Origin of the sequence: Buttiauxella sp. JUb87, assembly GCF_004361975.1 — a bacterium.
In the GTDB taxonomy this organism is placed as follows: domain Bacteria; phylum Pseudomonadota; class Gammaproteobacteria; order Enterobacterales; family Enterobacteriaceae; genus Buttiauxella; species Buttiauxella ferragutiae.
Genome location: NZ_SNVY01000001.1, coordinates 1,416,517 through 1,431,205, shown reverse-complemented (window position 1 = coordinate 1,431,205; position 14,689 = coordinate 1,416,517). Strand labels below are relative to the sequence as shown.

The 14,689-nt window shown below is 49.5% G+C and carries 12 protein-coding genes, 2 tRNA genes and 1 pseudogene; all 15 read left to right on the top strand.

Going from position 1 to position 14,689, the window contains the following annotated elements; all coding sequences use genetic code 11:
• The first annotated feature begins 112 nt into the window (after positions 1–112).
• On the top strand, positions 113–2,032 hold the full coding sequence (mngA, locus tag EC843_RS06735) for a PTS 2-O-a-mannosyl-D-glycerate transporter subunit IIABC (RefSeq protein ID WP_133521950.1): 1,920 nt from the start codon (positions 113–115) through the stop codon (positions 2,030–2,032).
• Between the two features lie 25 nt (positions 2,033–2,057).
• Positions 2,058–4,667, top strand: a pseudogene (gene mngB / locus EC843_RS06730) (mannosylglycerate hydrolase); the annotation flags it as partial.
• A 752-nt stretch (positions 4,668–5,419) separates the two neighbouring features.
• On the top strand, positions 5,420–6,988 hold the full coding sequence (gene cydA / locus EC843_RS06725) for a cytochrome ubiquinol oxidase subunit I (protein WP_064544870.1): 1,569 nt from the start codon (positions 5,420–5,422) through the stop codon (positions 6,986–6,988).
• A gap of 15 nt (positions 6,989–7,003) precedes the next feature.
• Complete coding sequence (gene cydB, locus EC843_RS06720) at positions 7,004–8,143, top strand: cytochrome d ubiquinol oxidase subunit II (protein ID WP_064544872.1); 1,140 nt, start codon at positions 7,004–7,006, stop codon at positions 8,141–8,143.
• 14 nt (positions 8,144–8,157) lie between these two features.
• Positions 8,158–8,271, top strand: a complete 114-nt coding sequence (gene cydX / locus EC843_RS06715) for a cytochrome bd-I oxidase subunit CydX (protein WP_064544874.1) — start codon at positions 8,158–8,160, stop codon at positions 8,269–8,271.
• Positions 8,271–8,564: a cyd operon protein YbgE gene (ybgE, locus tag EC843_RS06710; protein ID WP_133521948.1), complete on the top strand. Its 294-nt coding sequence runs from the start codon at positions 8,271–8,273 to the stop codon at positions 8,562–8,564. The genes cydX and ybgE overlap by 1 nt, the downstream gene beginning before the upstream one ends.
• A gap of 147 nt (positions 8,565–8,711) precedes the next feature.
• The gene (gene ybgC / locus EC843_RS06705) at positions 8,712–9,116 is read left to right on the top strand and encodes a tol-pal system-associated acyl-CoA thioesterase (RefSeq protein WP_064544878.1); all 405 of its coding nucleotides are present in this window, start codon (positions 8,712–8,714) and stop codon (positions 9,114–9,116) included.
• The gene (tolQ, locus tag EC843_RS06700; RefSeq protein ID WP_072009447.1) at positions 9,113–9,799 is read left to right on the top strand and encodes a Tol-Pal system protein TolQ; all 687 of its coding nucleotides are present in this window, start codon (positions 9,113–9,115) and stop codon (positions 9,797–9,799) included. The genes ybgC and tolQ overlap by 4 nt, the downstream gene beginning before the upstream one ends.
• 10 nt (positions 9,800–9,809) lie before the next feature.
• Positions 9,810–10,241 (top strand): colicin uptake protein TolR, encoded by a 432-nt coding sequence (gene tolR, locus EC843_RS06695; RefSeq protein WP_064544880.1) that lies wholly within the window; start codon positions 9,810–9,812, stop codon positions 10,239–10,241.
• Between the two features lie 28 nt (positions 10,242–10,269).
• Positions 10,270–11,526: a cell envelope integrity protein TolA gene (gene tolA / locus EC843_RS06690; RefSeq protein WP_064544883.1), complete on the top strand. Its 1,257-nt coding sequence runs from the start codon at positions 10,270–10,272 to the stop codon at positions 11,524–11,526.
• A 131-nt stretch (positions 11,527–11,657) separates the two neighbouring features.
• Positions 11,658–12,950 carry a Tol-Pal system beta propeller repeat protein TolB gene (gene tolB, locus EC843_RS06685; protein ID WP_064544885.1) on the top strand — a complete coding sequence of 431 codons (1,293 nt, stop codon included), beginning with the start codon at positions 11,658–11,660 and terminating at the stop codon, positions 12,948–12,950.
• A gap of 26 nt (positions 12,951–12,976) precedes the next feature.
• Positions 12,977–13,498, top strand: coding sequence for a peptidoglycan-associated lipoprotein Pal (gene pal, locus EC843_RS06680; protein WP_064544887.1), 522 nt, complete (start codon positions 12,977–12,979; stop codon positions 13,496–13,498).
• A 9-nt stretch (positions 13,499–13,507) separates the two neighbouring features.
• A complete protein-coding gene (gene cpoB, locus EC843_RS06675; protein WP_064544888.1) occupies positions 13,508–14,305 on the top strand; it encodes a cell division protein CpoB in 798 nt (265 codons plus the stop codon).
• Between the two features lie 164 nt (positions 14,306–14,469).
• Positions 14,470–14,545 (top strand) — tRNA-Lys (locus EC843_RS06670).
• Positions 14,546–14,608: 63 nt separating this feature from the next.
• Positions 14,609–14,684: transfer RNA gene (locus tag EC843_RS06665), tRNA-Lys, on the top strand.
• The last annotated feature ends 5 nt before the right edge of the window (positions 14,685–14,689 follow it).

The window sequence follows — 14,689 nt, the reverse complement described above, 5'->3', positions numbered from 1 at the left end:
GTATTAATACAAATTAAATACAAATTATCGATAAGGTTAAATTGATCACACAAAGGTATTATTTATATCGATACACTGCGCAACATCAAAACTCATTCCCGACGAGGAAATAATGAAGCTGACGGCGTTAACTCACCCAGATTTGATCACGCTGCAAACTACGTTTAACAGCCGTGATGATGCGATTCGTGCCATGGCAGGCCAACTGTCGGCATTGGGGAAATTACATAATCTGGAGCAATTCCTGGCCGAAGTATTTTCCCGAGAAGCGCAAGGTCCAACCGCTTTGGGCGAAGGGCTGGCAGTCCCTCACGGCAAAACGAATGCCGTAAAAGTAGCGGCTTTTGCAGCCGCGACGCTGACGTCACCGATTGACTGGGAAGGAATCGACGGGCTGGAGTCGGTACAGATGATCTTCTTGCTGGCAATCCCTGAAGGGGAGGCTGGATCAACACATATGCAGCTTCTGACCGCGTTGACCACTGCATTGGTGGATGACGAGGTGCGCGATAAAGCACTGCGTGCGACCAGCGTGGACGAGTTTATGGCGTTGCTAAATAGTGAGCCAGAAAGTGTGGCGCGGGATGAAGATACAACACGCCCGACCATTGTTTGTGTAACCGCTTGTCCGGCAGGGATTGCTCATACTTATATGGCGGCTGAGTATCTGGAAAAAGCCGGGCGTAAGCTTGGCATCAATGTTTACGTCGAAAAGCAAGGGGCGAACGGCGTTGAAGGGCGGTTAACGGCCCGGCAGATTAATCAGGCACATGCCTGCGTGTTTGCGGCAGAAGTGGCAATTAAAGAAGCCGAACGCTTCAAAGGTATTCCTGCTATTCGTACCCCTGTTGCCGAACCGATTAAACACGCCGAGCGCATTTTGCAGCAGGCGCTGGCGCTGGAACCCATTTCTGATGAGCGCCTGCAACAGCAAGATGAAACGCAATCCGCACCAGGTTTTAAAACTGAGTTAAAGCAGGCGCTACTCAGCGGCATTTCTTTTGCCGTTCCGCTGATTGTTGCCGGTGGCACCGTGTTAGCGGTCGCTGTTTTGCTGGCGCAGATTTTTGGTTTGCAGCATTTGTTCGAACTCGAAAACTCGTGGTTGTGGATGTACCGCAAACTTGGCGGCGGAATGCTGGGCACGCTGATGGTGCCGGTTCTGGCGGCTTATACCGCTTACTCTTTGGCTGATAAACCCGCGCTCGGGCCTGGTTTTGCAGCGGGCCTTGCGGCCAACATGATTGGTTCTGGTTTTCTCGGTGGGGTAGTGGGTGGCTTAATCGCAGGCTACCTGATGCGCTGGGTGAAAAAACACATTCGCCTCAGCCCTAACTTCAACGGCTTTTTAACCTTCTATCTCTATCCGGTGATTGGCACGCTGGTCGCGGGCAGCCTGATGCTGTTTGTCATTGGCGAACCTGTTGCGTGGCTCAACACTTCGCTCACCCACTGGTTGAACGGATTATCCGGCAGCAATGCCTTATTGCTGGGCGCAATTATCGGCTTTATGTGTTCGTTTGACCTCGGCGGCCCGGTGAATAAGGCTTCATACGCATTTTGTCTCGGCGCGATGGCGAACGGCGTGTTTGGCCCATACGCCATTTTCGCCTCGGTTAAAATGGTATCGGCCTTTACGGTCACCGCTTCTACGTTAATCGCTCCTCGTCTTTTCAAAGATTTTGAGATTGAAACCGGTAAATCAACCTGGCTGCTCGGGCTGGCAGGGATCACCGAAGGCGCGATCCCAATGGCAATTGAAGATCCGATCCGTGTGATTGGTTCATTCCTGGTGGGATCGGTAGTCACTGGTGCGATGGTTGGTGCGATGAATATTGGCTTATCGACACCGGGTGCGGGCATCTTTTCTTTATTCCTGCTGCATTCCGGTGACTTCAGTGGCCTGACTGCCGCTGCGGGATGGTTCGGTGCGGCATTGGTTGGCACGGTCATTTCAACATCGGTATTGATTTTGTGGCGTAAGCACGCCGTTAAGCAGGGCAAATATTCCCCAGAAAGCGCTCTATCGTAATCACTCAGAAGTAAGGCAAACAAGAATGAAAGCTGTATCTCGTGTTCATATTACTCCCCATATGCATTGGGACCGTGAATGGTATTTCACCACTGAGGAATCCCGCATCCTGTTGATTAATAACATGGAGGAGATTCTGGCACGCCTTGAGTGTGACCCTGACTATAAATATTACGTGCTCGATGGACAAACGGCGGTACTGGAAGATTACTTCGCGATTAAGCCGGAAAATAAAGCACGTGTTAAAGCGATGGTAGAAGCGGGCAAGCTGATTATCGGCCCGTGGTATACGCAAACTGACACCACCATTGTTTCTGGTGAGTCGATTGTGCGCAACCTGATGTACGGCATGCGTGATTGCATGGCGTTTGGCGAGTCGATGAAGATTGGTTATTTGCCCGATTCGTTTGGGATGTCGGCACAACTGCCGCATATTTTTAACGGCTTTGGTATTAAACGCGCGATGTTCTGGCGAGGTTGTTCCGAGCGTCACGGAACAGACCGAACCGAATTCTTATGGAAAAGCAAAGACGGCAGTGAAGTGGTCACTCAGGTACTGCCGTTGGGTTATGCGATTGGTAAATATTTGCCAGAAGATGAAGTCGGCCTGCGTAAACGCCTCGACAGTTACTTTGAGGTGCTGGAAAACGCTTCCGCCACGCAGGAAATCTTGCTGCCAAACGGGCATGACCAAATGCCACTGCAACAAAATATCTTCGCGGTTATCGATAAACTGCGCGAGATTTACCCGCAACGTGAATTTGTCATGAGCCGCTATGAAGACGTATTCGAAAAAATTGAAGCGTTACGCGACAAACTTGCCACGCTGGAAGGGGAGTTCATTGATGGTAAGTATATGCGAGTGCACCGCACTATCAGCTCCACTCGCATGGATATCAAAATTGCTCATGCGCAAATTGAAAACAAAATCGTCAATATTCTTGAGCCGCTGGCGTCTATCGCTTGGTCACTAGGTTTTGAGTATCACCACGGCCTGCTGGAGAAAATGTGGAAAGAGATCCTCAAAAACCACGCTCACGACAGCATCGGTTGCTGCTGTAGCGATAAGGTGCATCAGGAAATCATGACCCGCTTTGTGCTGGCGGACGACATGGCTGAAAATTTGATTCGTTTTTATATGCGTAAAATTGTCGACAATATGCCGACAACAAGTGCCGATAAGCTGACATTTTTCAACATGATGCCTTATCCACGCGAAGAGGTGATTAACACCACGATTCGTATCCGTGCCCGTGAGTTTTCCCTGAAAGATGAACATGGCAATGAAGTGGAGTACTTCATTCGCGAAGCGCGGGAAATTGACCCAGGCCTGGTCGACAGGCAAATCGTCCATTACGGCAATTACGATCCCTTCATGGAATACGATATTCAGCTTAACCAGGTACTGCCTGCGATGGGGTATTGCACGTTGTATGTTGAAGGGCAAAAACCAGGACTGCAACGTGTACTGCCTGAAGCGGGTGAAGCGCTGCTGGAAAACAATTTCTATCGTATCAATCTCAATCAAAACGGCACACTGTATATTACCGATAAGCAAAGTGGGCTGAGTTACGACCAGGTTTTGCAGCTGGAAGAGGGGTCAGATGATGGCGATGAGTACGATTACTCACCTGCCAAAGAGGAGTGGCTGATTTACTCGACAGAAAGTGCTCACCAGTGTGAGGTGAAGCATGAAGCCTGGCAAAGCATCGCAACGCTGAAATTGCGCATGGTGCTGCCTGATAATCTGCAACAACGGGCTCAACGGCAAACTAGCGGTTATCTGGATGTGGAATGCCACGTTACGCTGGCGCATCACAGCCGCCGCATTGATATCGAAATGTGCCTTGATAACCAGGCCTGCGATCATCGTGTGCGAGTCCTGATCCCAACGCCATTTGCCTCGTCAACGGTGCTGGCGGATAACCAGTTCGGCACTATCACGCGTCCGGTAGAGGATGTGGCAATGCAAAACTGGCAGGAGGAAGGCTGGAAAGAAGCGCCAATCCCGGTGTGGAATTTGTTGAATTACGCTGCATTGCATGACGGTAAGAATGGAGTGGCTCTGTTTACTGACGGGCTGCGTGAATTTGAAATCGTCGGTGAGAGAAAAGACACTTTCGCACTGACGTTATTCCGTTCGGTAGGAGTATTAGGTAAAGAAGAACTGGTATTACGCCCTGGAAGGCCATCAGGCATCAAACTGCCGACGCCAGATTCACAACTGCGCGGAAAATTATGCTGTCGCTTTAGCCTGATGGCATTTTGCGGTTCGCCAACGACTGCGGGCATTGCTCAGCACGCTCGTACCTGGCTGACACCGGTTCAGTGCTATAACAAAATTCCGTTTGATGCGATGAAGCTTAACCGGGCAGATTTTTCCACGCCGTGCACATTTAGCCTGCTTACGATGCCTTCAGTCGGTTGTATGCTCAGTGCACTCAAAAAAGCCGAAGATCGTGATGAGTTGATTATGCGTATTTTTAACCCTGATGAGCAGCATTGTGGGGAAGGCATGGTGGCTTGCACACTGCCTGTCGTGGGGTGGATGGAAACAGGAATGGATGAAAATCCGCTGCAACAACAATCAGAAAGGGCAGGGCACTTTGCGCGGCTTCAACCTTGCCAGTCACGCACATTTAGCCTGGCACCAGACCGCTCAAGATAGTTTCATTGTCATCATCGGTGTTTTATAGCCACGTTTTTACGTGGCTTTTTTGTTTTTTTTGACTTCATCACGACCTGCTAACCCTATCAAAAATAATGTTTTGTTAAATTAATAATTATTAAAGGTGAAATATTTGTTAATTTCAAGCCAGAAAAGAAACGAATTCAGAGAAATACCGTGAGGTGATTAACACAATACGTCACTACTTCGTGAGAGTTTAATTTCCAAACCTGACTTCAAATAAATAACTTTTGTTTATAGATATCATCCTTTCATTAACGATAGTACGTTTTATAAAACACATCATTAACAATGGGTTTACCATTAAGCTCAATGAGAAACTAAATTAACAAAAGAAGGGAAAATTGCGCTAGATCAATATGTAAAACTAGCAAATGGTGTGGGAAAGGGCGTAAATTGTTGCAGATCAAGATGGCGGTAAGACGACATTTTCGCTATAAATTGATCACTGTCGAGAAACGTAAATAACACTAAGCAATTACCTGTTTATCGTAGGGAAATTGCAGGGTAATATATTTGCGGATTATTTTTGGTTTTTATTAACGTGTTTGTAACCTTTCATCTTTCTTCGTTACATGTAAATAAAATGACGGAGGGATGAAGTCTGGAAGCGAATGTTTTTGTATTAGGGCATGCGTTGTGGTTTTCCCTACGGCGAACCACGGTCGGAGTCTTCATGCGAAGAGCAAGGAGTCAAGATGTTTGATATTGTCGAACTGTCGCGCTTACAGTTTGCCTTGACCGCGATGTACCACTTTCTGTTTGTGCCACTAACGCTCGGTATGGCGTTCCTGTTGGCCATTATGGAAACCGTGTACGTTCTGTCAGGTAAGCAAATTTATAAAGATATGACCAAGTTCTGGGGCAAGTTGTTTGGTATCAACTTTGCTTTGGGTGTGGCCACTGGTTTAACCATGGAGTTCCAGTTCGGCACAAACTGGTCTTACTACTCACACTACGTGGGTGACATTTTTGGTGCCCCGCTGGCCATCGAAGGTCTGATGGCGTTCTTCCTTGAATCCACCTTTGTAGGTCTGTTCTTCTTTGGTTGGGATCGCCTGGGTAAAGTTCAACACATGGCGGTAACCTGGCTGGTGGCTCTTGGCTCCAACCTTTCTGCTCTGTGGATTCTGGTCGCCAACGGCTGGATGCAGAACCCAATTGCTTCCGACTTCAATTTCGAAACCATGCGTATGGAGATGGTGAGCTTCTCCGAACTGGTACTGAACCCGGTTGCTCAGGTTAAATTCGTTCACACCGTGGCTTCTGGCTACGTGTGCGGTGCGATGTTCATCCTCGGTGTCAGTTCTTACTACTTGCTCAAAGGCCGTGACGTCGCATTTGCGAAACGTTCATTTGCCATCGCTGCAAGCTTCGGTATGGCGGCAATCCTGTCTGTTATCGTGCTGGGTGATGAGTCTGGTTACGAAATGGGTGATGTGCAGAAAACCAAGCTGGCTGCCATTGAAGCCGAGTGGGAAACTCAACCGGCTCCGGCAGCCTTTACGCTGTTTGGTATCCCGGATCAGGATAAGCAAGAAAACCACTTCGCAATTCAAATTCCTTACGCGCTGGGCATCATTGCCACTCGCTCAGTGGATACACCGGTTATCGGTCTGAAAGACCTTATGGTGCAACACGAAGAGCGTATTCGTAATGGCATGAAGGCTTATAGCCTGCTGGAACAACTTCGTGCTGGTTCGAAAGACCAGGCCGTTCGCGATAACTTTGAGTCCGTCAAGAAAGACCTGGGTTATGGCTTGCTGCTGAAACGCTATACCCCGAATGTTGCTGATGCGACGGAAGATCAGATTCAGAAAGCAACTAAAGACTCGATTCCACGTGTTGCCCCGCTGTACTTTGCGTTCCGTATCATGGTGGGTTGTGGCTTCCTGATGCTGTTCATCATTGCGGCTTCCTTCTGGACCGTAACGCGTAATGCCATCGGCTCGAAAACGTGGCTGCTGCGCGCTGCGCTGTATGGTATCCCACTGCCGTGGATTGCGATTGAATCTGGCTGGTTTGTTGCTGAATACGGTCGTCAGCCATGGGCTGTTGGTGAGGTATTGCCGACTGCGGTTGCCAACTCCTCTCTGACCGTGGGCGATCTGATCTTCTCCATGGTACTGATTTGCGGCCTTTACACGCTGTTTATGGTGGCGGAACTGTTCCTGATGTTCAAATTTGCTCGCCTTGGGCCGAGCAGTCTGAAAACAGGTCGCTATCACTTTGAGCAGTCCAATGTGGCTTCTCAGCCGGCACGCTAAGACAGGAGTCGTCAAATGATCGATTATGAAGTATTGCGTTTTATCTGGTGGCTGCTGGTTGGCATTCTGCTGATTGGTTTTGCAGTCACCGATGGCTTTGATATGGGCGTAGGTATGCTGTCCCGCATCATTGGCCGTAATGACGTTGAACGCCGCATCATGGTGAACTCCATCGCCCCTCACTGGGACGGTAACCAGGTATGGCTCATTACCGCAGGTGGTGCGCTATTTGCTGCCTGGCCGATGGTTTACGCGGCTGCGTTCTCCGGCTTCTATGTAGCGATGATTCTGGTGCTGGCTTCATTGTTCTTCCGTCCGGTAGGTTTTGACTACCGTTCGAAGATTGAAGACATGCGCTGGCGTGGTATGTGGGACTGGGGCATTTTCATCGGTAGCTTCGTGCCGCCGTTGGTTATCGGTGTGGCGTTCGGCAACTTGCTGCAAGGCGTGCCGTTCCACGTTGATGAATATCTGCGCCTGTACTACACCGGTAACTTCTTCCAGTTGCTGAATCCGTTTGGCCTGTTGGCAGGTGTCGTGAGCGTATCGATGATTCTTGCTCAGGGGGCAACTTACCTGCAAATGCGTACCGTAGGTGAACTACATCTGCGTACCAAAGCGGCGGCGCAAATCTCAGCGCTGGTGATGATGGTGTGCTTTGCACTGGCGGGTGTTTGGGTAATCTACGGTATCGATGGCTACGTTGTGACTTCAGAGTTGAACCACCACGCAGCATCGAATCCGTTGACTAAAGAAGTGGCACGTCAGGCGGGTGCCTGGATGGTGAACTTCAATAACATGCCGATTCTGTGGCTCATCCCTGCATTGGGTGTGGTATTGCCGCTGTTGACTGTGTTGATGTCCCGTCTGGAGAAAGGTGCGATGGCATTCCTGTTCTCCTCACTGACTCTGGCTTGTGTGATTCTGACTGCTGGTGTGGCGATGTTCCCGTTCGTGATGCCTTCGAGCACCATGCTGAACGCTAGCCTGACCATGTGGGATGCAACATCCAGCCAGCTGACGCTGAACGTGATGACCTTTGTTGCTGCGGTATTTGTGCCGATCGTTCTCATCTACACCATCTGGTGTTACTGGAAAATGTTCGGTCGAATCACCAAAGAGCATATCGAAAGCAACACCCACTCTCTGTACTAAGTAAGGAGCTGATTATGTGGTACTTTGCATGGATTCTGGGGACGCTGCTGGCTTGTGCTTTCGGCATCATTACCGCCCTGGCACTTGAGCACGTAGAAGCTGCTAAAGCGGGTAAAGAAGAACATTAATGGACGGAATTATCGCAAAGTTGTATGCGGTAATGGACAAGAGCCCTTTAAGGGCTCTTTCCTTGATCATGGCATTAGTTCTGGCCGGATGTATGTTTTGGGACCCGTCACGTTTCGCAGCGAAAACCAGTGGTCTGGAAATCTGGCATGGTTTTTTGCTGATGTGGGCGGTATGCACCGGTGTGATACATGGCGTGGGCTTTCGCCCGCGCAAAGTGCTGTGGCAGGGCGTTTTTAGCCCGTTACCTGCGCAATTAGTTTTGCTGGCCGGATTGGCTATTTTCTTCTTCTGATGCTTCTTTAACCGCTAAGATTTTTCCTTAATATTTATGGGCATTAACAAGCCCATAAATATTTACCTAACGTTTAGTGCTACCCATTCCCAACCCCCATCCTCTTGCGTATAGTAGCAACGTTTAATTGCATTACCGGGATGTAAAGTGAGTACAACGTTGTTTCGATGGCCGGTTCGTGTCTACTACGAAGATACTGACGCCGGTGGTGTGGTATACCACGCCAGTTATGTTGCTTTTTATGAAAGAGCACGCACAGAGATGCTGCGCCAACACCACTTTAACCAGCAGGATTTGTTGGCAGCGAGCATCGCCTTCGTCGTACGCAAGATGACAGTGGATTATCTTGCGCCTGCCCGACTCGACGATTTACTCGAAATCCAAAGTGAAATTACATCAATGCGTGGCACATCTTTGGTGTTTACGCAGCGAATAGTCAATGCCGATGGCAGGGTACTCAATGAAGCTGAGGTCCTGATTGTTTGTGTTGATCTTCTCTCAATGAAGCCTCGTGCGCTTCCCAAGTCTATTGTCGCGGAGTTCAAGCAGTGACTGACATGAATATCCTTGATTTGTTCCTGAAGGCTAGCCTTCTGGTCAAATTTATCATGTTGATTTTGATTGGTTTTTCCATTGCATCATGGGCAATCATTATTCAGCGTACGCGAATCCTCAATGCTGCTACTCGTGAAGCAGAAGCGTTTGAAGATAAGTTCTGGTCGGGCATTGAATTGTCCCGTCTTTATCAAGAAAGCCAGGGCCGCCGTGACAATCTTGCTGGCTCTGAACAAATTTTCTATTCAGGCTTTAAAGAGTTTGCCCGACTGCACCGTGCTAACACACATGCGCCGGAAGCGGTCGTCGAAGGGGCATCTCGTGCCATGCGTATTTCCATGAGCCGTGAGCTGGAAACGCTTGAAACGCACATTCCATTCCTCGGAACGGTCGGTTCCATCAGCCCATACATCGGCCTGTTTGGTACGGTTTGGGGGATCATGCATGCCTTTATCGCACTCGGTGCGGTAAAACAAGCAACCCTACAGATGGTTGCGCCAGGTATCGCAGAAGCTCTGATTGCAACCGCAATCGGCCTGTTTGCTGCAATCCCTGCGGTTATGGCGTATAACCGCCTGAACCAACGTGTGAACAAACTGGAATTGAATTACGACAACTTCATGGAAGAGTTCACGGCTATCCTGCACCGTCAGGCTTTTACCAGCAGCGATAAGCAGTAAGGGGTAAGTCATGGCCAGACGTGGACGTGGGCGTGGTCGTCGGGAATTAAAGTCCGAAATTAACATCGTTCCTCTGCTAGACGTGCTGTTAGTGTTGTTGCTCATTTTTATGGCAACGGCTCCTATTATCACGCAAAGCGTTGAGGTTGATTTACCTGATGCGACAGATTCGCAAACGGTAAGCAGTAATGATGAACCGCCGGTCATTATTGAAGTGTCCGGGGTAGGGCAGTACAGCGTGGTGGTTGAGAAAGATCGTATGGACCAGTTGCCGTCTGAGCAGGTTGTTGCGGAAGCACAACGTCGTTTACAGGCAAATCCAAAAACGGTCTTTTTGATCGGTGGTGCTAAAGATGTTCCTTACGAGGAAATCATCAAGGCGCTTAACCTGCTGCATAGTGCAGGGGTGAAATCCGTCGGTCTGATGACGCAGCCAATCTGATCCATCTCGCGATATTTGGGAACCGATAGTGTCAAAGGCAACCATAGAAAACGATAAGCTCAAGCGCGCGATAATCGTCTCAGTGATCCTGCATATCATTTTGGTTGCAGTCCTGATTTGGAGTTCGTTTGACGAGAACATCGACGCCAGTAGTGCTGGTGGCGGTGGGGGTTCGGCTATTGACGCGGTCATGGTCGACCCAGGTGCAGTTGTTCAGCAGTACAATCGTGAACAGCAACAGCAGGCGAGTAGCAAACGTGCAGCAGAGCAACGCGAGAAACAAGCGCAACAACAGGCTGAAGAACTTCAGGAAAAACAGGCTGCTGAACAACAGCGTCTGAAAGCTCTGGAGAAAGAACGCCTGGAAGCGCAGGAACAAGCGAAGCAGCAAACAGAACAGCAGAAACAAGCGCAAGAAGCAGCCAAAGAAGCGCAAGAGCAACAGAAACAAGCAGAAGCCGCGGCAGCGAAAGCTAAAGCAGATGCCAAAGCTCAAGCTGATGCTCAGGCGAAGGTTGCGGAAGACGCAGCGAAGAAAGCGGCTGCGGATGCACAGAAGAAAGCGACTGAAGAGGCTGCTAAAAAAGCGGCTGATGCTGAGAAGAAAGCTGCTGCAGTAGCTGTGGCTGCGGCTAAAAAAGCGCAGCAAGAAGCTGAGAAGAAAACTGCGGAAGAAGCAGCGAAGAAAGCTCAGCAAGATGCAGAGAAGAAAGCCGCTGCTGAGGCTGCCAAAAAAGAAGCTGCAGCAACTGCCGCTGCAGAAAAAGCGGCGTCGGATAAAGCCGCGGCTGAAAAGGCTGCTGCTGCAAAAGCCGCTTCTGATAAGAAAGCCGCTGCGGATGCTAAGAAAAAAGCAGCCTCTGATAAGGCCGCTGCCGATAAAGCAGCAGCTGCAGGCGTTGACGATCTGTTCGGCGACCTGAGTTCAGGTAAGAATGCACCGAAAACGGGTGCTGGGGCGCAAGGTAATAGCGCTGCGGCTGCCGGAAAAGGGAATAATAAAAAAAATGGCGCTACTGGTGCTGAGATCAATGGTTACGCAGGGCAGATAAAAGCAGCAATTGAAAGCAAGTTTTACCAGGATCCTGCCTTTAGCGGCAAGACTTGCACATTGCGCATAAAACTGGCTCCTGATGGCCTATTACTTGATATCAAATCAGAAGGTGGCGATCCGGCACTTTGTCAGGCTGCCATTGCGGCGGCACGACTGGCGAAGATTCCGAAACCGCCTAGCCAGGACGTTTATGAAGTTTTCAAAAACGCGCCTATCGACTTTAAGCCATAGTAAAATTTTCCTCGCGAAAGTGGGGAAAACTAACCAGGCTGTGTCACAGAGTTTTGGTAGTTTTGTGTATTTGAGTTTGTTAACATTCTGCTAAATTATCGTGGGCTGTGGGTCCAGATAAGGGAGATATGATGAAGCAGGCATTTCGAGTTGCATTAAGTTTTTTAATGCTGTGGGCAGCAGTACTGCACGCAGAAGTTCGTATTGAGATAACCCAAGGGGTTGACTCAGCACGTCCAATTGGTGTTGCGCCGTTCAAATGGGCAGGCCCAGGTGCTGCACCAGAAGATATTGGTGGCATCGTTGCTGCTGATTTACGTAACAGTGGCAAATTCAATCCATTGGATCGTTCACGTTTACCGCAGCAGCCTGGCTCCGCCCAGGAAGTGCAACCGGCAGCGTGGACCGCTCTGGGTATTGATGCCGTTGTCGTCGGCCAGGTCACACCAAACGGTGATGGCAGCTATACCGTTGCTTACCAGTTGGTTGATACCTCTGGCGCACCGGGTACTGTACTGGCTCAGAACTCCTACAAAGTGAACAAACAGTGGCTTCGCTATGCCGGTCATACCGCCAGCGATGAAGTGTTTGAGAAGCTTTCAGGTATCAAAGGTGCATTCCGTACGCGTATCGCTTACGTTGTGCAGACTAACGGCGGCCAGTTCCCATACGAACTGCGCGTGTCTGATTACGATGGCTACAACCAGTTTGTGGTTCACCGTTCTCCGCAGCCGTTGATGTCACCAGCCTGGTCTCCAGATGGTAGCAAACTGGCTTATGTAACGTTTGAAAGTGGCCGTTCAGCGCTGGTTATCCAGACTCTGGCAAATGGCGCAGTGCGTCAGGTAGCTTCTTTCCCACGTCATAACGGTGCGCCAGCCTTCTCTCCAGATGGCAGCAAACTGGCGTTCGCATTGTCGAAAACCGGTAGCTTGAACCTGTATGTAATGGATATTGGCTCTGGCCAGATTCGTCAGGTGACTGATGGACGTAGCAATAACACTGAACCAACCTGGTTCCCGGATAGCCAGAACCTGGCTTACACCTCCGATCAGGCTGGTCGTCCTCAGATTTACAAAGTGAATGTAAATGGCGGTGCTCCACAACGTATTTCCTGGGAAGGTTCTCAGAACCAGGATTCAGATGTGAGTTCCGACGGTAAGTTTATGGTGATGGTGAGCTCCAATGGTGGGCAACAACATATCGCCAAACAGGATCTGGTAGCGGGTGGCGTACAAACTTTATCGTCAACGTTCCTGGATGAAACGCCAAGTCTGGCACCTAACGGCACGATGGTAATCTACAGCTCTTCTCAGGGGATGGGATCTGTGCTGAATCTGGTCTCAACAGATGGGCGTTTCAAAGCGCGTCTTCCGGCAACCGATGGTCAGGTTAAATTCCCTGCCTGGTCGCCGTATCTGTGATAATAAAATATTAAAGGATCAAAGAAATGCAACTGAACAAAGTGCTGAAAGGGCTGATGCTGGCACTGCCTGTTATGGCAATCGCTGCGTGTAGTTCTAACAAGAGCGCCAACAACGAGAGCGGCGAAGGTATGCTGGGCGCCGGCACTGGTATGGACGCTAACGGTAGCAATGGCAACATGTCATCTGAAGAACAGGCTCGCCTGCAGATGCAACAGCTGCAACAGAACAACATCGTATACTTCGGTCTGGACAAATATGATGTTTCTTCTGAATTCGCTGCAATGCTGGATGCGCACGCTAACTTCCTGCGTAGCAACCCATCTTACAAAGTGACTGTAGAAGGTCATGCGGACGAACGTGGTACTCCGGAATACAACATTTCCCTGGGTGAGCGTCGTGCTAGCGCTGTTAAGATGTACCTGCAAGGTAAAGGCGTTTCTGCAGACCAGATCTCCATCGTTTCTTACGGTAAAGAAAAACCAGCAGTACTGGGTCATGACGAAGCGGCTTACGCTAAAAACCGTCGTGCCGTTCTGGTTTACTAAGAGAACAGTATGAACAGTAACCTCAGACATCACTTGTTGAGTCTGTCGTTACTGGTTGGCATAGCGGCCCCTTGGGCCGCTACTGCTCAGGCGCCAATCAGTAGTGTCGGCTCAGGCTCGGTCGAAGACCGTGTCACTCAACTCGAGCGTATTTCTAACGCTCACAGTCAACTCTTAACCCAACTTCAGCAACAACTCTCTGATAACCAAAATGATATTGATTCCCTGCGTGGTCAAATTCAGGAAAACCAGTACCAGTTGAATCAGGTTGTGGAGCGTCAGAAGCAAATTTTATTGCAGATAGACAGCCTCGGCAGTGGTGCTGCGGCAGGACAAGCGGCAGGCAGTACCGATCAGGGTGCCGCTGCAGCGGCAACACCTGATGCCGGTGCGGCAGCTCAGACACCTGCAGCAGCAGCCCCTGCGCAAGGTGGTGACGCTAACAGTGACTACAATGCAGCTATTGCCATGGTGCAGGATAAGTCCCGCCAGGACGAAGCTATTGCTGCATTTCAAAGTTTTATTAAGAAGTACCCAGATTCAACTTATCAGCCAAATGCAAATTATTGGCTCGGTCAGTTGAATTACAACAAGGGGAAAAAGGATGATGCGGCGTTTTATTTTGCCTCTGTGGTGAAAAATTACCCAAAATCTCCTAAGGCCCCGGATGCAATGTTTAAAGTCGGTGTGATCATGCAAGACAAAGGCGATACCGCCAAAGCGAAAGCTGTCTACCAACAAGTGATCAAACAGTTCCCAAATACCGATGGTGCAAAGCAGGCGCAAAAACGTCTGAATGCGATGTAATGAGTGCGGCCTGACCAGATATCGCTGCTTTTCTGGTCAAGCCGAGCAAAACACAAGCCATTAGGTGATCTTGATCGAAATTCTTGTTGCGTCAAAATCTTAAATCAGTAATATATGCCGCCGTTGCCAAGGGATATCAAACAAACCGAAAGTGACACGAAATTGGGGCGTTAGCTCAGTTGGTAGAGCAGTTGACTTTTAATCAATTGGTCGCAGGTTCGAATCCTGCACGCCCCACCAATTTCGAAGCAGTACGAAGTAAGTGAATCGTGAAGAGTTTGAAGAAGCAGTAAACCGCATTGCGGGGCGTTAGCTCAGTTGGTAGAGCAGTTGACTTTTAATCAATTGGTCGCAGGTTCGAATCCTGCACGCCCCACCAATTAT